Here is an 18,500-nt window from a genome sequence, read left to right on the forward strand (position 1 = left end):
GATTATGTGGACTTGCCCACCCCGCCTGCCGGTCGTCCGCGCATCAATGTGATCTGCCTGCCCAAGAGCCGGGTGCAACAGCTGGCCGATGCCATCAACGGCATCGCCACCCTGCAATCCATCATCAGCGACGAGCTGGCGCTCACCTCTCTCTATGAAGCGGATGACACTGTGCGCATGCTGCTGTGGCAGCCCAAGGGGCAGGATCTGCAACTGCTGGTCTTCCATCAGGGGGGGCTCTGCTTCTCCCGCCAGCTGCGCGGTTTCACCAGCCTGACCGGCGAACATGAGCCTGACGCCATGCTGCTCGATTCACTGGCGCTGGAGATCCAGCGCTCCCTCGACTATCTGGCGGGCCAGCTCAAATTGCCCGAGCTGGGGCAGATGCAGTTTGCCGTCGCTTCGCCCTTTATCGGTACCCTGGTGCGTCACATGGAGCAGACCTTCGGCTTTGCCGTCTCCGCCATGGCCAACAAGGCGGTGCTGGCCGGCGTCGAATACCTCTCGGCTTATGCTGCCGCATTGGGGGATGATCAATGAGAGTGTTATTCCCCCTTGCTGCCATGGTCAACAAGACAATGTTGCTGGCTGGCGTCGAATACCTTTCTGCCTACGCAGCCGCCATCGGGGAGGATGCGTGATGAAACGTCAGATAAACCTCTATGGTGCCGAGTTTCGTCCCAAGCGGCAGTGGGCCAGCCTCAATCAGATGGCGTTGGTATGGGGTGTTGCGCTGTTGCTGATCCTGCTGACGGCTATCGGTTACAGCTGGCAGCAGCAACAGGTCAGCCGGGCGCTAGCGCAACGCACCGCCGAGCTGGAGCTCAAGCGCAGCGAGGCCAGACGCCTCGATGCCGAGCTTGCGCGCCATCAGGCGGATCCCCGGCTGCAACAGCAACTGGTCAATAAACGGGATGAGCTGACCGCCAAGCAGGGGCTGATGCGTCAGCTCGGTAGCCTGTCTCTGCAAAAATCCCAGGGCTATGCCAGCGTGATGGCGGATCTCTCCCGCATTCGCAGCAGCAACCTCTCGTTGCAGCGCATCGAGATCAACGAAGGGCGGATCAACCTCTCCGGTTTTGCCGGACGCAGTCAGGATGTGCCGGCCTGGGTCAACCGCTTCAAGCAGACCCCGAGTCTGGTAGGCAAGGAGTTTGGTGAACTGACCCTCGGCCGTGACGAGGAGGGTCGTCTGACCTTCCAGTTGAGCGGCATCGCGCGGGAGAAACCCTGATGAACCTGAAAGCACAATGGCAGGCGTGGGGCCAGCGTATCGCCCGGTTGAGCCAGCGGGAGCGGGTGTTGATCCTGCTTACCGGTCTGGTTTTGCTGGGCGCTGGCAGCATCTACGGTTGGCTCGATGGCGCCGATACCCGCCTGCAGCAGGATCGCATGGCCCTGAGCGCCGCCGAGCGCGACCTCGAAATCATGGAGCTGGAGAACCTCGGCAAACAGGCTCGGCTCAAGCGGGATCCCAATCAGGGCGTTCGCGACCAGCTGGCGCAGGTCGAAGCGGATCTGGCCCGGATCGACGATGAGCTGAAGGCCCAGACCGTCGATCTGATCCCGGCGCACGAGATGCCGCAGGTGCTGGAGGCGCTGCTCTCCCGCTCCGCCAACCTTCACATGCTGGCGCTCAGTTCGCTGGAGCCGACCCCGCTGATGGCGGGAGAACAGAAGGTCAATCTCTACAAACATGGTATCCGGCTTCAGCTTGAAGGCGGCTATTTCGATGTTTATCAATATCTCAAAGCGCTGGAAGCCTTGCCGCGCCACTTTTACTGGAAGCAGTTCGACTACCGGGTCAAATCCTATCCCGGCGCGGTGGTGGAGATGGAGATCTACACCCTGAGTACCAGCAAGGAGTTTATCCGTGGCTAGAGTGTTTGCGTTGTGCTGTTGCCTGTTCAGCGTGCTGGTAAAGGCGGAGCAGGTCGAGGTATTGCAGGATCCCACCGCACCGCTGGCGGATGTGGCGATTGGCGCCCGTGCGACCGGCGAGAGCAACACCGGTTTACCGAAGCTGCAGAGTGTGGTGCTGGGCAATGGCCCGGCGCTGGCGGTGCTCAATGGCAAGAGTTATCGGGTCGGGCAACAGGTGGATGGCTATACGCTGGTGGCCATCACGGCAGATGCCGTGGTGCTGGAAAAGGCGGGCAAACGCCACGCGGTCACACTCTTTGCCAGCAAGATCCGGGTTTGAGTCGTGCTTGCCTTTCGAGAGGTGGAGCGGCTTTATCGAGTTTAATTGCAAGTCAGGGTGCTCTAATTACATGAAAAAACACCGTCTCTGTCTGATCACCATGGCCATGATGGCCGCAGGCTGTACCACGTATCAGCACCCCGAGCCGACCCAGGCCAAGGATGCTCTCAAACAGGCCATGAACGAACAGCAGAAGCAGGCTGCCCCGCTGACCGCCTTGCCCAAATCGGTGCAGAGTGAATTGCTGCAGCTGAACCGGCCGCAGATGCCGGTCGGCATGCCGGAGAAGCGGCTGCGCATCGCGGCTCACGACGTGGAGGCGGTGGAGTTTTTCGGTTCCCTGTTCAAGGGCTCCCGCTACAGCGTGGCGGTTCATCCCGGGGTGGCCGGGCTGGTCTCGGTCGAGCTCAAGGATGTGACTCTGCCGGAGGTGCTGGCGGTGGTAGGTGACATGTATGGCTTCGACGTGCAGCGCAAGGGCAATGTCTTCCACATCTATCCGGCGGGTCTGCGCACCGAAACCATTCCGGTCAACTATCTGATGATGTCCCGCCGTGGCCTATCCCGCACCTCGGTCAGCACCGGCGGGGTGACTGCCAATGACAACAACAATGGCAGCAATAACAGCAGTTTCGACAGCGCGTCCAACAACAGCGGCAGCAACAGCTCCTCCAGCAACAACTCGAGCGGTGACAACAGCAACGGTACCCGGATCGAGACTGACACCAACAGCGACTACTGGACCGATCTGCGCGACTCCCTGCAGACCCTGATTGGCACGGGTGATGGTCGCGCCGTGATCACCAGCCCGCAGGCGGGTCTGGTCACTATTCGCGCCTATCCGAAGGAGCTCAAGGCGGTACGTGAATTCCTCAATCAATCCGAGAGTCACCTCAAGCGCCAGGTGGTGCTGGAGGCGCGGATCATCGAAGTCGCCCTCAACGAAGGGTATGAGCAGGGGGTTGACTGGAGCGGTCTCTCCGCCAGTTGGGATGGCGGCAAGGGTATTACCGGCGGCCAGTCACTTGCCAAGACCCAGCTGCCCACCACCCCCAACCAGATCTTCAGTGCGCTGGGCGGCGGCGCCGGTTTCACGATCTCTGATGGCAACTTCGAGGTGGCGGTCAACCTGCTCAAGACCCAGGGCGATGTGAATACCCTCTCCAGCCCGAGGGTCACTGCGACCAACAACCAGAAGGCGGTGATCAAGGTGGGGACGGACGAATATTTCGTCACCAATGCCTCGACCACTACGGTGACCTCGACCGGCACGGCCGAACCTATCGTGACCCCCAATGTGGAGCTGACCCCCTTCTTCTCCGGTATTGCGCTGGACGTAACGCCGCAAATCGATGAAGAGGGCAAGGTGCTGCTCCATATCCACCCTTCCGTTATCGACACAGAAGAGCAGAAGAAGACCATCAACGTCGGTACCGCCAAACCGCTGGAGCTGCCGCTCGCCAAGAGCTCGATCCGCGAGTCCGATACCGTGGTGCAGGCCAATAACGGCGACATTATCGTCATCGGTGGTCTGATGAAGACCGACAAGCAGGAGATCGTCAGCAAGGTGCCGCTGCTGGGAGATATTCCCTGGGTGGGCGAAGCCTTTACCAATCGTCGCGAGAGCACCAAGAAGGTGGAGCTGGTGATCATGCTCAAACCGACCGTGGTGGAGAAAGATACCTGGCAAAACGAGCTGCAGCGTTCCGCAGATCTGCTCGACAAGTGGTATCCGGCGAAGGGGTAAGCCATGAGCTGGCGATTGGCATCTTTCCATTCCGCCGTACTGCGGGCCGAGGCTCGCGGTCGCAGGTTCCCCGTACTGGCTGGTGAGCGCCCATGTACCTGAGCCACTTCGGCCTGCAGGAGGCGCCGTTCGGCCTCACCCCCAATACCGGCTTCTACTACGGCCTGCCCACTCACGAGGAGGCGCAACAGGTGCTCAATTGGGCGCTGGCGCAAGGGGAGGGATTTATCAAGGTGACCGGCGAGGTGGGTACCGGCAAGACCCTGCTCTGCCGAAAACTGCTGAGCGAGCTGGGCTCGGAAGAGTGCCCGGTGCGGCTCGCCTGGTTGCCCAATCCCCACCTCAGCCCGGCCGAGCTGCGCACAGCGCTGGCGCTGGAACTGGGGTTGTCGGTACGGGATCAGAGCGAGCTGGATCTGACCGATCGTATCCATCGTCACCTGATCAGCCTGCACCAGCAGGGCAGTCGGGTGGTGGTGCTGATCGATGAGGCCCAGGCGCTGCCTGACGAGACGCTGGAGGCGATTCGCCTGTTTGGCAATCTCGAGACCGAATCGAGCAAGCTGCTGCAGATTGTGCTGTTCGGCCAGCCGGAGCTGGATATCAGACTGGCCAGGCCCCACCTGCGCCAACTGCGCCAGCGGATCGGCTTTTCATACTGCCTGCGCCCGCTGCGCTTTGACGAGACCCGCGCCTATCTGGAGCACAGATTGCAGGTCTCCGGCTACCGCGGGGCACCACTGTTTGCCGGCCGCGCCATGCGGATGCTGTGGCGGGCCTCGCGAGGGATCCCGAGACTTATCAACATCCTGGCGCACAAGTGCCTGATGCTGGCCTACGGTCAGGGGAGGCGCCGGATCGATAGCCGTCTGGTGAGGCTCGCCATTCGCGATACCGACGATGCCAGCCGCTTTGCGCCATTGCGCTGGTGGCCCCTGTTACTGTTACTGTTGCTGGGGTGCGCCCTGGCTTATGGAGTCTGGCCATGAGCGTTATCAACCAGATGCTGAAAGATCTGGATCGGCGCCAGCAAGGCGCCGAGGGAACTGCCGTCTATATTGCCCCTGCGCGCCAGCAGGGGTGGTGGATGTTGCTGCTGACCCTGATCTGTGGTCTGGCATTGGGGATCCTCGGTTGGCGCACCTGGATCTACTGGCAGCAGACACACCCTGTCGTCGCCGCCAGCGAAGTGGTGGTTCCCGATGTGGTGACACGGGCCGCCGAGCCAGTCAATCCGCCCGAGCCGGTCGCAGTGGCCGCTGCGCTGCCGTTGCCGGGTGGGGATGAGAGAGTGGCTGATACCGCTGGCGGGCAGGTAGAGGGAGAGATGGCCGATGGTGCCCCCTTTGATGCCTCCAGCGATGTTGACGATTCGGAGCCGACCGATGAAGAGCTGCAGCCCGAGCTCTACGCCGAACTGGCGGCAGAGCAGCAGGCTGTCGCCAGCGCCCCGCGTAAACCGGGCATATTGAAGATCGAGACGGTCGAGCTGTCGGCCAAGGAGCTGGCGGCACTGGCGGAGCGCAAGGCGACGACCGCCATGGCCAAGGGAAGCCTGCGGGATGCGCAGGACAACTACTATCAGGTACTGGCCCACGACCCCTATAACCAGGGGGCGCGCGAGCAACTGGCGGGGTTGCTCTACGGCGAGGGGCGCCTGACCGAGGCGCGCCAGCTGCTGGAGGAGGGGATCCGGCTCGATCCCCAACAGGCCGATTTTCGTCTGCTGCTGGCCCGTCTTGCCATCAACGAGGGGCAGCAACAGCAGGCGCTTGGCTGGTTGTCCGGTTATCAACCTGATCTTGCCAGCAACCTGGACTATTACGCCACTTGGGCGGGTCTGACCCAGGAGCTGGGTCAAAATGCCGATGCGGCGGCGCTCTATGTGAAGCTGCTGCGCCAGCAGCCGGATCAGGGCCGCTGGTGGCTTGGTCTCGGTGTCGCCGAGGATGGTCAGGGGCACAGCCAGCGGGCACTCGATGCCTATCGCAACGCCCTGCTGCACGGCAATCTCGGCGAGGCGTCGACCAACTGGCTGGAACAACGAATTGGCCAACTAACCCCTTGATAAACGCAGATTCGATGAGCGAAGCCTCATCGGATGCGGCAACGGGTGTGAAGTAACAGATATCGGAGCAAACATGGCACAACCCAGACTGAAAATGCGCCTCGGCGACCTGCTGGTTCAGGAGCAGATCATCTCTGATGATCAGTTGCAGCTTGCCCTGCAGCAGCAGCGTCAGACCGGACGCAAACTGGGCACCACTCTGATTGACCTCGGCTTTATCAGCGAGGTACAGCTGCTGCAGTTCCTCGCTCGCCAGCTGGATGTACCCTTCTTCGATCTCAATAACCTCACCATCGATGCCGCCGCGGTGCCGCTGCTGCCCGAAGTGCAGGCGCGCCGTTATCGGGCGCTGGCGGTCAACCTTACCGACGACAAGGTGACGGTGGCGATGTCGGATCCGGCGGACTTGAGTGCGCTGGATGCCATTGCTGCCTTGCTGAGCCCGCGGGAGATGGTGCTGGCGGTCGCGCGGGAAGGGCAGTTGCTGGACTATTTTGACCGCCTCTATCGCCGCACCCGCGAGATTGAGAGCTTCGCCGAACAGCTGCAGGAGGAGTATCAGGACTCCGGCTTCGAGTTGGGTTCAGGTAATCTGGGGGCCAATGACGAGGGGGAGGCGACGGTGGCCAAGCTGCTGCGCTCCCTGTTCGAGGATGCGGTGCAGGTGGGAGCGTCGGATATCCACATCGAGCCGGACGAGAAGGTGCTGCGCATTCGCCAGCGGATCGACGGCATCCTCCACGAGAATATCCTCAACGAGGTGCGCATCGCCCAGGCGCTGGTGCTGCGTCTCAAGCTGGTGGCCGGGCTCGATATCTCCGAGAAGCGCTTGCCGCAGGATGGCCGTTTCAACATGAAGGTGCGCGGCCGTGATGTGGATGTGCGGATGTCCACCATGCCGGTGCAGTATGGCGAGTCTGTGGTGATGCGTCTGCTGGATCAATCCTCCGGCATCCTGTCGCTGACCGAGACCGGCATGCCGCCGGAGATCCTGACCCGTTTCCGTCGTCAGCTCAAACGCCCGCACGGCATGATCCTGGTGACCGGCCCCACCGGTAGCGGCAAGACCACCACCCTCTATGGCGCGCTCTCCGAGCTCAATCAGTCCAGCAACAAGATCATCACGGTCGAAGACCCGGTGGAGTATCGTCTGCCCCGTATCAGCCAGGTGCAGGTCAATCCCAAGATCGGTCTCACCTTTTCCCACGTGCTGCGTTCCACCCTGCGCCAGGACCCGGACATCCTGCTGGTGGGTGAGATGCGTGACAACGAGACGGTGGAGATCGGCCTGCGTGGCGCCATCACCGGTCACCTGGTGCTGACCACCCTGCACACCAACGATGCGGTGACCAGTGCCTTGCGCCTTATCGACATGGGGGCGCCCGGCTATCTGGTGGCGAGTGCCCTGCGGGCTGTGGTCGCCCAGCGGCTGGTGCGGCGGGTATGTGAGCACTGCGTCGAGGAGAAGGCGCCCGACGAAGGGCAGGCCACCTGGCTCACCGTGCTTTCCGGCGAGGCGCCTGGCCAGCATACCTATCACAAGGGCCGGGGTTGCCAGAGCTGCAACTTTACCGGTTATTCCGGCCGGATCGGGGTCTACGAGCTACTGGAGCTGGATCAGCCGATGATGGATGCCCTGCGCCGCAACGATGCGGAAGGGTTCGCCAAGGCGGCCCGTCAACACGAACACTACCGGCCGCTGGCCCTCACTGCCCTCGATTATGCCCGTCAGGGGATCACCTCGGTGGATGAGGTGTTGCGACTGGCCGAGGATTTGGGGTAAGCGATGGCTAACTTTGCTTACAAGGGGCGTGACAGCCAGGGCAACGCCACCAGTGGCGTGGTCGAAGCGGCCAACGAGATGGCGGCCGCCGAGCAGCTGATGCGCCGTGGTGTGATGCCCACCGAGCTCAAACCGGGCAAGGCCAAGTCCGCCGCCATCGACTGGTCACTGTTGCTGGAAGGTGGCGTCAAGCTGGATGAGCTGGTGATCTTCAGCCGCCAGATGTATGCCCTGACCCGGGCCGGGATCCCGATCCTGCGTGCCATCGCCGGGTTGGAGGAGAGTACCCACAGCAAGCCGCTCAAGCGGGCGCTTCACTCGCTGGGGGAAGATCTTGGCAACGGTCGCCCGCTCTCCAGCTCGATGCAGGCGCACCCCAAGGTATTCAGCAGCCTGTTCGTCGCCATCATCCATGTGGGTGAGAACACAGGTCAGCTGGAAGAGTCCTTTTTGCAGCTCGCCAACTATTTCGAGCTGGAGCTGGAGACTCGCAAGCGGATCAAGACCGCGATGCGCTACCCCAGCTTCGTGATGATCGCCATCGGTATCGCCATGGTGATCCTCAATATCATGGTGATCCCGGTGTTTGCCGGCATGTTCGCCAAATTCGGGGTGGAGTTGCCGCTGGCGACCCGCATTCTGCTCGCCACCTCGCACTTTTTTGTCAACTACTGGTGGCTGCTGCTCGCTATTCTGGCGGGGATGGTGTTCGGTTGGCGCCGCTGGGTCGCCACCACCAAGGGCAAGCTGACCTGGCACCGCTGGCAGCTCAAGTTGCCGATCGTCGGCACCATCATAGAGCGCTCCCTGCTGGCCCGTTTTGCCCGCAGTTTTTCCATGATGCTCAAGGCAGGGGTGCCGCTGAACACCGCGCTGACCCTGGTGGCCGATGCGGTGGATAACGCCTATATGGCGGGGCGGGTACGGGATATGCGCGCCGGTATCGAGCGGGGCGAGAGCCTGCTTCGCACCGCCAGCAGCAGCGGCCTGTTCACCCCGCTGGTGATGCAGATGATCGCCGTGGGTGAGGAGACCGGTCAGGTCGATGACCTGCTGCACGAAGCGGCCGAGTATTACGAGCGCGAGGTGGATTATGACCTCAAGAGTCTCACCGCCCGCATCGAGCCGATCCTGATCGGGATCGTGGCAGTAATGGTGTTGATCCTGGCGCTGGGTATCTTCACGCCTATGTGGGACATGATGAGGGCCGTAAGAGGCAAGTAACCCCGTATCTTCACGCCAGAATGGTGGGACATGATGCGAGCGGGATGTGAGTGGTTCGTAGCAAGTAACTCGGCATCTTCACACCTGAGTGGCTGGGCATGATGAGCGTCGTAAGAGGCAATAGGGCGAGGGAGTCGAGGAGTGGATGAACAGACAGACACAACAGGATGATCGCTGGCTGGCCGGATATCGGCGGATCGCCGTGATAATCCTGCTGATGGTGATCGTCACGACCCTGGTGCGCAGCTATCAGATCAACCGGGATGAGGCGCAACAGCTTTCGCTCACCCTGCTGGGAGAGCAATTTGCGGAGCGGGCACAGCGTTTGCACGGGATCTGGCTGAATGAACGGCGCCCCGACACCCTGCATAGCGCGGGTCATGGTTGGCAATTTGATGAGCGTGGCTGGCCACTCGGACTGTTGCCCCTGCAATCACCATCAGAAAATTGTCGTCAGTTGTGGCTGGCGTTGGTGGGAGAGACGGAGGGGGGCATGCCACCCTTGCAGTTTCTGGCCCGCCCCGATGGCAGCGGGTGCGAGATGGGGTGGGATGGTTATTGGCTGGTTTATCTGTTTTCCGACGGGCGAGTGATTAAAAAGCCTTGAATGAGGCTAATCATATGACTCAACTACATGATTTTTTTAGGTCTGCATGAAATAATATCGGCCATTACCAAGGGAGCATGAAAATGAAACCAATGGCACCATCAATGCCAAATAACGGGATGACAAGAGTGACCGCCGGCTTCTCCCTGATTGAGCTGGTGATCGTTATCGTGATCCTGGGGATCCTGGCGGTAACAGCGTTGCCCCGTTTTCTGGATGTAACCGACGAGGCGAAAAAGGCCAGCGTCGAGGGCGTCTCGGGTGGTTTTGCAACAGGAGTGTCGCTAGTGCGGGCCCAGTGGGAAGCGGAAGGGCGCGCTAAACAGGATAGCCTCAATACCGTGCTCTATGACGGCAGCCGCTTCTATCTGACCACGCCGACCGATGCCCAGATCAGCAACGGCGAGTTGTCTCCCGGCTATCCCATGGATACTGCTGCCAGCGGCAATCCGGATGTGGATCCGGCCAATCTGAGCGCAGAGCGTTGTCTCAAGATTTGGGAGGGGTTGCTGCAAAACCCGCCCAAGGCTACGGCCAACTTCAATGAAGTACGCGGTAGCGGCAATGACCTGAAATACTATGCCACTGTGAGCAGTAATGGACTGGATTCGGTCTGTCGTTACTATCTGGTCAATAGTTTGAGTAAGGGCAGCGATGGCAAGTATCAGGATCCGCAAGGCAGTACTGATGCATTCATGAGTTTCAGTTACCGTCCGGCGTCCGGTCAGGTGACTACCAACATCAATTGACAGAGGAAAGTGAAATGAAAAAACAGGCGGGTTTTACCCTGATCGAACTGGTTATCGTGATCATTATTCTGGGTATTCTGGCGGTCACCGCTGCCCCCAAGTTCCTGAATCTGCAGGATGATGCGCGTAAAGCAGCTGCTGATGGGGTCAAAGCATCACTACAGAGTGCGGCTCAGATGATTTACAGTAAGGCGGCTATCCAGGGTATTGAAAACTCTTCTGCGGCAGTCTCTGTTGCTGGCACTACCGTCGATGCCAAGTATGGCTATCCGACAGTAGGTACCATTGCAAACGCCGTTACTTTAGATGGGTGGGATGAAGTATCTGCATCCAAAGGGACCTTCAAGCCCAAGGCGGCTGGCAATAACGCTAATTGCCAAGTTAAATACAATGAGGCCACTTCAGCCGCTGCATTCAGTGTTGATGTGACAGGTTGTAGCAACTGATTGAATTATCAAGCGAGGCTTTGGCCTCGCTTTCTTCTTTCCCCTATGAGAAAAACCATGCCTGCAACCAAGGGCTTTACCCTGATTGAACTGGTTGTGGTGATCCTGTTACTCGGGATTCTCGCCGCCTTTGTCGTGCCCAAATGGCTGGGCAAAGGCGGCGTTGAAACTCAAACTGTGCGTGATGAACTGCTGACCCGTCTGCGGTTGGTACAGACCGTCAATATGCATGAGCCTGCCAACCGCTGTACCCTGCTGGTGGTCGCCTCTCCCCGTTTTGCCCACCGTACTTATGCGGCGTGTCCCGCCAGCGATGATCTGGGCAGTGGTTGGACCGATAACCTGCGCACCCGTGGTCGGCTGGTGACCGCCTCTGACGGAATCACGCTTTCCCTGAACAGCAACAGAAGCTTCGTACTCCGCTTCGATCAGATGGGCAGACCGCTAGGCAGCTGTGCCAACGGTTGTACCTTGCTGGTGAGTGATGGTCGCGAAACCAGCCGCATCCAGATTGAGTCTGAGGGGTATATCCATGAGATCCCTTAAGCGCGGCTTTACCCTGATTGAGCTGATTGTCGGCATCGTGCTGCTGGCGGTGGCCTTGACCGGCATTTTGGGGCTGCTGATCAATCAGGCGCCCCGGGCGGTGGATCCGGTACAGCAGGTGCGTGCCGCCCAGCTGGCCCAGCGCCTCTCCGGCGAGATCCTGCAAAAGTCGTTTGATGAACATTCGGATCATAATGGTGGCCGTTATCGTTGTGGCGAGCAGGTGGCGGGGGTGAACATAGCTCCCTGCTCCGGCAGTTATGGCCCCGATGGTGAGCCGGCTCCCTACGCCTATAACGATGTGGATGACTTCGATACTGCGGGAAACTGGCGGGATGCCAGCTGGTTTACCCAGACGGCGGCGGGGATCAGCGGCGAGGAGTATCGCAACTATCAGGTCAGGATTGCGGTCAGCGCCGTCGATTTTAGCGATGGCACCTTCAAGAGTTGTACCGCGCCCTGTTCTGTGGGCAAGCGGATTGATCTGCAGATCAAGCTGCCGGATGAGAGCGTACTCGACTTCTCCTTCTACCGGGGGAACTACTGATGAATCGTTCCGCTGTCGGGTGTTGCCTGCCTGTCCGAAAGTCCGCTCCTGTAACCACTTCCGGCCTCCGATTATGTCTGGCGGCTAGTCGAACTTACCGTAAACCTGGGGGTAACAGTGGCTTTACCCTGGTCGAGCTGGTGATGGTGATCCTGCTGCTGGGCATCATGGCGACATTTACCAGCCAGTTTATCGGCATCGGCAGCCAGATCTATGGTGATGCCAGCAGTCGTGAGCAGTTGATGAGCGATGCCCGCTTCGCCATGGAACGGCTTAATCGCGAACTGCGCGATGCGGTGCCGGGATCGGAGCGGATCGAGACGCTTGATGGTACCTGGGTTGACTCGGGGGCTTGCCTGCGGTTCTGGCCTATCAGCACCTCCAGCCGCTATCTGGCGCTTAACCGTGCCATGTCGGGGAGCACGGCCACCCTTGAGCTGGTGATGGCGACCCCGGCTTCTGCTGCCAGCCCGTCGAGTGCAGATCCGTTAGCCGTCGGCAAAGGTGACTGGATGATCGTTTTCCCGGTACCTGACCCAAGTGCAGGGTCGCTGCTGAGCAATTGTGAATATGGCCGCTGTGTGGCCAGGGTTGCTGATGTGCTGGCGCCCGTCTCCGGCGCACAAACGATCCGCTATACCAATAGCGAGAGTCTGGCTGGCCTCTCTCCCGGTAGCCGTGTCTACTTTGCCAATCAACAGGTACGTTATTGCGTTGATGGGGGCACCCTCACTCGTGCCAGTGCCGCAATCGGTGCTCCTTTACCTGCGCAAGGCGTGCTGATGGCAGAGTCGCTCCGCGCTGGCGGTTTCTATCGGGAAACATCGGCATTCAACGCGGAAGGGGAGTTTGGCATGCGGTTCTTGTTCGAACGCAAGGGGGAGTCGGTCACCTTCAGCCACAAGATCGAGGTGTTCAATGTCCCGTGATGCACTCCCGGCAGGACGGATGCGTGGTAGCGCCCTGATGATCGCCCTGTTTGTGATCGTGGTGATGGCGCTGCTGGCGGCCGCCATGGGCCGTTTTCTGGTCGACAGTAGCGAGAAAAATACCGTGGAGGTACGCAGTGTGCGTGCTCTGCTGGCCGCCCAGAGCGGGCTGGAGATTGCTCTGTATCAGCTGTTTCCGAACCGGCCTGCTGCGCCATCTCCCCAGGATCGTTGTGACTGGATCAGCCCGACCCCCTCGTTCACCGGCGTTACCGGTCTGGTGCAGTGCCAAGTTGCTGTGCGTTGCACTCAGATTCCGGTGACCTATAACGGTGCCGTGACTAATGGCTATCGTCTCGAGAGTGTCGGAACCTGTGGTTCCTCTGAACTGGATAGTGCGAGTCCCGATTTTGCCGTGAGCAGAACTCTGATGCTTGAAGCGTATGACGGAGGCGGACAATGAAATGGGTATGGGCGCTTGCCCTCTTTACTGGCCATGTCTGGGCCTTCGACCCTATCGACACAGGCACGCTCTTTCCGGATGTGGTGCAAGGGCATCATGGCAACAACAATAACGTTTGCCATCAGATTAGCGGCTACCAGCTTAGCCAACTCAACAACGCCAAGATCAACGGTTCCGGCGGTTTGCCTCTCAACTTCTGCTCCATCCAGCCGGATCAGAACAATACGCCGCGCTGCGATGATGGTACTGGCGGCTACATGGTTTGTAGCGTTACTGGCAAAGATATCCGCGGGCTGTCCCTGAGCGGGAATAATGCTTTTCCCGCCATCACCTCCAATTCGACCCAGCTCTGTTCGTTCGGTTCGCAAACGGCTTCCAGTACCTCTTATGGTGCGATGACGGTAGAAAACTGCACTATGACGTTCCCCAGCCGCAGCACCTACCTGATCAAGACGCTGACAGTGCGCAACAACGCGATCCTGGTGCTGGGGGAGGGGGATTACTTCATCGACAAGCTGATTCTGGACAGCGGTACCATCCGTCTCTCAGGCAGTGGCACCACCCGGATTTTCGTCAATCAGGATGTCAAGCTGGTCAATACGGTCAATATCAATGCCAATAATCAGGGCAGTCTCATCTGGGTTAACTATAACGACATGGTGATCGACAACCGCACCACGTTTTATGGTTATCTCTATGCCGATGGGAAGCTCACCATGAACAATAATGCCACCGTCTATGGCAGGGTGACGGCCCGCTATCTGGCCATGGATGCCCAGTCCAGCATCAATGAAGCGGTACTTCCGCCGATGCTGACCTGTTTTGTCGACGGTTTCGAAAGCAGCCAGATCAACCCCGACAGTTGGGTCGTGGCTCAGCGCAACAACAGCACATTGCCATCGGTGCAGAATGGTCGCCTGCGTCTCACCCAGAACGTCACCAACCAGGCCACGTCGGCCACTTTCCAGCGCCTCTTCCCCGGGGCTGGTAACCTGGTGACGGTCGAGTTCGATCAATACGCCTACAAGACTTCCGGCACAAGCGGGGCGGATGGCATGGCGGTGGTGCTCTCGGATGCCACCCTGACGCCACAACCAGGTGCGTTTGGTGGCCCCCTAGGATACGGTTTCAAGACCGGGATCAGTGGTTTTGCGGGCGGCTGGCTTGGTGTCGGGATCGACGAATACGGCAACTACGCCAATGAGGGGGGGTCTTATAATATCGGCTCCCGACCGCAGGCCGTATCTATTCGCGGATCCGGCTCCGGTACCTCCGGTTACCGCTACCTGGCCGGAACCGCCAGCAATCTCAACCCGACCGTCGACAGCGGTACCAACAGCAATCGCCCCCACCGCTATCGCATTACGGTCGACTCTCGCACGGCGGGCAACTCGGTGGCCACCGTCGAACGGGATAGCGGTGACGGGTTTCGTACGCTCGTTGGTCCAATCAACATGACGAGCCAGACCGGCCAAGCGACAGTACCGGGCAACTTCCTGCTGTCATTGACTGGGTCCACCGGGTCGGTGACCAACTTCCACGAGATCGATAACGTGCGGATCTGTGCGCTGCGTTCCAGTCCAGTGGGCACCCAGATCGATCATTTCGAATTCGATCACAGCGGCAATGCGCTGACCTGCAACCCTGAAACCCTGACCATTCGGGCCTGTGCCAATGCCGACTGCAGCCTGTTGGTGACCGAGCCCGTGACTGCCACCCTGCAACCCGCAACGAGTAGCAGCGGTGGTTGGGTGGGAGGCAATCAAGTGAGCTTCAGCGGAGGAACCACCACGCTGGCGCTGCGACAGAATACCGCCGGTACGGTGACCGTCGGGGTCAGCGGCTCGACGCCCTCGACCAAACCGTTGAGTACCACCCTGTGCCGGGTTGGCGGTGGCGCCAAGAGTGCGGCTGCCTGTACGCTCACCTTTGCCGACAGCGGATTTATCTTCGACGTGCCCGACACCTACTCGAACCAGCCGCAGACGGTGACCATCAAGGCGGTCAAGAAGAGCGACGTGACCAGGCAGTGCGTGCCGGGGTTTGCCAACCAGAGCAAGAGCGTCAAGTTCTGGGGTAGCTATATCACCCCCACCAGTAACCCCTATAACAGCCAGATGAGCGTCAACAGCAGTACGATTGGTGCCAGTCAGGGCGCTGCAACGCCGCTCTCCCTCGCATTCGATGCTCAGGGGCAGTCGACCATAACGGTTAAGTACCCGGACGCGGGCAAGGTGCAACTGGATGCCCGTTATGATGGTACCGGCAGTGAAGCCGGTCTGGTGATGCTCGGCGCGGATCAGTTTGTAGCGCGTCCGGTGGGCTTGTGCATTACCCCTCCGCAAGGGGTATGCGCGGCAGGTGATAGCAGCTGTCCAGTCTTCAAAAAAGCGGGGGAGACGTTTCAGGTAGATATCAAGGCGATGGCCTGGGAGTCGGCTAATGATGGGGATATCTGCGCAGGAAATCAGACTACGCCCAACTTTGCCCTGCCCAATATTGCTCTGGGCAGTACGCTGGTGGCACCCAATCCGGGCACCAATGCAACGCTGGGTACTACCACCTATAACCATGTGGCTGCGGCCAATAGTCTCAATAGCGTTAGCCAGACTGTGAGCGAGGTGGGAGTGTTCCGGATGACGGCGACGCCACCAGCCAATGGCTACTTCAATTACACCATCCCATCAGCCCAGAGCCAGCCGGTGGGGCGTTTTATTCCTGCCGACTTCAATCTGGTCAGCGGTGATATCGTGCCGGCCTGCAATGCGTTCTCCTACATGGGCCAGCCCTTTGGCGTTGCGCTGGATGTGCAGGCTCGTAACACGACGGGTGTACAGACCCTGAATTATACGGGGCCCTTTGCCAAGGGGAGTGCTTTTATCTCGGTTGCCAATAACCAGGATGGTAAATCCCTGTCGAACCGCTTGCGCAGTTTGCAGCCGTTGCCATGGCTAAATGGCCGGGCGACTTTGACTGCCGGTAGCAGCGAGTTTGTGCGCCTCTCTGACACGCAACCGGATGGTCCCTACAACTCTTTGCTGTTTGGCCTTTATATGAGGGATAACGATGGCGACAGAACGCTGATTGCCAGTCCGAATTTCAATGATGCCGTAGTGGGTAACTGCAGTGGCCGCGGTTGTAATGCCCGTTTAATCGACAGTGTGCCAATGAAAGCCTATTTCGGCCGCCTGCAGGCGGGCACGGAGGCAGGCCTGGCCTCGGCGCCGCTGGCCATTCCACTGCAGATGCAATATTACGAAGCGGGCAACTGGCTGCAAAACAAGGAAGATCAATGTACCCAGCTCTCTTTGGCCAATCAGGGGTTCACTTTCCTCAATCCGAGTCACACCTTTGATGCGGCGACTCGCGAGCTGAATTTGGGGGCGGGTCGCAAGATCAAGCTGGGGTTGGGTAGTTCTGCACCGGGTGGGGATGCTGCACTGGCGAAAGACGGGGAGATCCTGTTCCACTTTGCCAAGCCGGACATCTCGGTGCGCATTCCCTACAAGGTCGATTTGGCAAAACAGCCGTCGCAGCCCCTCTGGTTGTCTGACCCAACGAGTGCCAATGACGGCAACCTGCAAGGAGAGGCCATTTTCGGCTCCAGCCGGGGTAATGACAGAATTATTTATCGGCGCGAAGTATTGCATTGAATGATGTGAAAGGGGGGTTGCCTCAACAGCATCCCCCTAAATCCTTGTTTATTAGTGTTTGCAAGCGTGTGCGAGTGAGTGATGACTCGCATTTTTGTCGCGCCTGATTGATTGGCGACAGTTTGAGCGCTTGCCCATTGGGGTGGGCATTGGTAAAGTTAGCCGGTTTTCTGCACCTCCAAATTCTTAGGATTTCCCGTAGCCATGTTCAAAAAGCTCAGAGGCGTCTTTTCCAACGATCTGTCGATCGATTTGGGAACTGCCAACACCCTGATCTATGTAAAAGATCAAGGGATCGTCCTTAACGAACCCTCAGTTGTCGCCATTCGCCAAGAGCGCGGGAACGCCAAATCGGTCGCTGCTGTCGGTCATGCCGCTAAGCAGATGCTGGGCCGAACCCCGGGCAACATTTCCGCAATCCGCCCGATGAAAGATGGCGTGATCGCCGATTTCTACGTGACCGAGAAGATGCTGCAGCACTTCATCAAGCAGGTTCACGACAACAACTATTTCCGCCCCAGCCCGCGCGTGCTGGTGTGTGTACCGTGCGGTTCAACCCAGGTTGAGCGTCGCGCCATCAAGGAATCCGCACTGGGTGCCGGTGCCCGTGAGGTCTACCTGATCGACGAGCCTATGGCCGCTGCCATCGGTGCCGGCCTGCCGGTCTCCGAAGCGACCGGTTCCATGGTCGTGGATATCGGTGGTGGTACCACTGAAGTGGCCATCATCTCGCTGAACGGTGTGGTCTACTCCCAGTCTGTCCGTATCGGTGGCGACAAGTTTGACGAAGCGATCATCAGCTACGTCCGTCGCAACTACGGCAGCCTGATCGGTGAAGCTACTGCCGAGCGCATCAAGCACGAGATCGGCTCCGCCTATCCGGGCGAAGAGGTGCGCGAGATTGAAGTCCGTGGTCGCAACCTGGCTGAAGGTGTACCGCGCAGCTTCACTCTCAACTCCAACGAAATCCTGGAAGCGCTGCAAGAGCCGCTGTCCGGTATCGTGGCTGCCGTCATGGTGGCGCTGGAGCAATCTCCGCCGGAACTGGCTTCCGACATCTCCGAGCGCGGCATGGTGCTGACCGGTGGTGGCGCACTGCTGAAAGATATCGACCGTCTGCTGATGGAAGAGACCGGCATTCCTGTCGTCGTGGCCGAAGATCCCCTCACCTGTGTGGCCCGTGGCGGCGGCAAGGCGCTGGAGCTGATCGATATGCACGGTGGCGATCTGTTCCACTACGAATAAGACCCAAAGCCGGCCAGCGTGCCGGCTCTTTTTTGACGACCCATGAAACCCATTTTTGGTAGAGGCCCTTCGCTTCAGTTACGGTTGTTTCTCGCCGTCATCATCTCCATCGCTGCCATCGTCGCGGATTCCCGCTTCGGTGTGTTTACCCATGTCCGCGTCTACCTCAGTTCGTTAGTCAGTCCCCTGCAATACATGGCCAATGCGCCGGGTACCCTGCTCGACACCATGTCGACCCAGGTGCAAACCCGCGCCGATCTCATCGAGCAGACCAAACAGCAGGAGCAGCA

General features: G+C 59.5%; 18 protein-coding genes and 1 pseudogene. All 19 read left to right on the top strand.

The genetic code is table 11. From position 1 onward, the window contains the following. Nucleotides 1-540 (top strand): MSHA biogenesis protein MshI (locus tag G5358_RS15210; protein ID WP_421324394.1); only part of this gene is annotated, 540 nt, incomplete at its 5' end. Nucleotides 541-640: 100 nt separating this feature from the next. After that, the gene (locus tag G5358_RS15215; protein ID WP_128834786.1) at nt 641-1,234 is read left to right on the top strand and encodes a PilN domain-containing protein; all 594 of its coding nucleotides are present in this window, start codon (nt 641-643) and stop codon (nt 1,232-1,234) included. After that, nucleotides 1,234-1,881 (top strand): type 4a pilus biogenesis protein PilO, encoded by a 648-nt coding sequence (pilO, locus tag G5358_RS15220; RefSeq protein ID WP_106844135.1) that lies wholly within the window; start codon nt 1,234-1,236, stop codon nt 1,879-1,881. The genes G5358_RS15215 and pilO overlap by 1 nt, the downstream gene beginning before the upstream one ends. Then, nucleotides 1,874-2,203: a SctD/MshK family protein gene (locus G5358_RS15225; RefSeq protein ID WP_106844136.1), complete on the top strand. Its 330-nt coding sequence runs from the start codon at nt 1,874-1,876 to the stop codon at nt 2,201-2,203. Before pilO ends, G5358_RS15225 begins: the two co-directional genes overlap by 8 nt. 70 nt (nt 2,204-2,273) lie before the next feature. Then, complete coding sequence (mshL, locus tag G5358_RS15230) at nt 2,274-3,950, top strand: pilus (MSHA type) biogenesis protein MshL (RefSeq protein WP_216952745.1); 1,677 nt, start codon at nt 2,274-2,276, stop codon at nt 3,948-3,950. A 92-nt stretch (nt 3,951-4,042) separates the two neighbouring features. Further along, nucleotides 4,043-4,939: an ExeA family protein gene (locus G5358_RS15235; protein WP_421324395.1), complete on the top strand. Its 897-nt coding sequence runs from the start codon at nt 4,043-4,045 to the stop codon at nt 4,937-4,939. Then, nucleotides 4,936-6,018 (top strand): tetratricopeptide repeat protein, encoded by a 1,083-nt coding sequence (locus tag G5358_RS15240; protein ID WP_266134568.1) that lies wholly within the window; start codon nt 4,936-4,938, stop codon nt 6,016-6,018. The genes G5358_RS15235 and G5358_RS15240 overlap by 4 nt, the downstream gene beginning before the upstream one ends. A gap of 73 nt (nt 6,019-6,091) precedes the next feature. Further along, entirely contained in the window at nt 6,092-7,801 is a 1,710-nt protein-coding gene (mshE, locus tag G5358_RS15245; RefSeq protein ID WP_106844139.1) for an MSHA fimbrial ATPase MshE, read from the top strand. Between the two features lie 3 nt (nt 7,802-7,804). Beyond that, complete coding sequence (locus G5358_RS15250; RefSeq protein WP_005340027.1) at nt 7,805-9,025, top strand: type II secretion system F family protein; 1,221 nt, start codon at nt 7,805-7,807, stop codon at nt 9,023-9,025. 145 nt (nt 9,026-9,170) lie between these two features. Continuing rightward, nucleotides 9,171-9,632, top strand: coding sequence for a hypothetical protein (locus tag G5358_RS15255; protein WP_421324396.1), 462 nt, complete (start codon nt 9,171-9,173; stop codon nt 9,630-9,632). 77 nt (nt 9,633-9,709) lie between these two features. Beyond that, complete coding sequence (locus G5358_RS15260) at nt 9,710-10,381, top strand: prepilin-type N-terminal cleavage/methylation domain-containing protein (RefSeq protein ID WP_106844142.1); 672 nt, start codon at nt 9,710-9,712, stop codon at nt 10,379-10,381. 14 nt (nt 10,382-10,395) lie between these two features. Further along, nucleotides 10,396-10,827: a prepilin-type N-terminal cleavage/methylation domain-containing protein gene (locus tag G5358_RS15265; protein WP_319920144.1), complete on the top strand. Its 432-nt coding sequence runs from the start codon at nt 10,396-10,398 to the stop codon at nt 10,825-10,827. A 57-nt stretch (nt 10,828-10,884) separates the two neighbouring features. Beyond that, complete coding sequence (locus G5358_RS15270; RefSeq protein ID WP_128834795.1) at nt 10,885-11,373, top strand: type II secretion system protein; 489 nt, start codon at nt 10,885-10,887, stop codon at nt 11,371-11,373. Further along, nucleotides 11,360-11,920, top strand: a complete 561-nt coding sequence (locus tag G5358_RS15275) for a type II secretion system protein (RefSeq protein WP_128834797.1) — start codon at nt 11,360-11,362, stop codon at nt 11,918-11,920. Before G5358_RS15270 ends, G5358_RS15275 begins: the two co-directional genes overlap by 14 nt. Next, complete coding sequence (locus tag G5358_RS15280) at nt 11,920-12,849, top strand: PilW family protein (RefSeq protein WP_421205601.1); 930 nt, start codon at nt 11,920-11,922, stop codon at nt 12,847-12,849. Before G5358_RS15275 ends, G5358_RS15280 begins: the two co-directional genes overlap by 1 nt. A 37-nt stretch (nt 12,850-12,886) precedes the next feature. Next, a complete protein-coding gene (locus G5358_RS15285; protein WP_144716014.1) occupies nt 12,887-13,312 on the top strand; it encodes an MSHA biogenesis protein MshP in 426 nt (141 codons plus the stop codon). Then, nucleotides 13,309-16,965, top strand: a complete 3,657-nt coding sequence (locus tag G5358_RS15290; RefSeq protein WP_421324397.1) for a DUF6701 domain-containing protein — start codon at nt 13,309-13,311, stop codon at nt 16,963-16,965. The genes G5358_RS15285 and G5358_RS15290 overlap by 4 nt, the downstream gene beginning before the upstream one ends. A gap of 204 nt (nt 16,966-17,169) precedes the next feature. Further along, nucleotides 17,170-18,210 (top strand): rod shape-determining protein, encoded by a 1,041-nt coding sequence (locus G5358_RS15295; RefSeq protein ID WP_005340051.1) that lies wholly within the window; start codon nt 17,170-17,172, stop codon nt 18,208-18,210. Between the two features lie 42 nt (nt 18,211-18,252). Further along, a pseudogene (locus G5358_RS15300) lies at nt 18,253-18,500 on the top strand (rod shape-determining protein MreC); the annotation flags it as partial.

It is taken from the genome of Aeromonas sp. 604176, assembly GCF_049170755.1.
Classification (GTDB): Bacteria; Pseudomonadota; Gammaproteobacteria; order Enterobacterales; family Aeromonadaceae; genus Aeromonas; species Aeromonas veronii_A.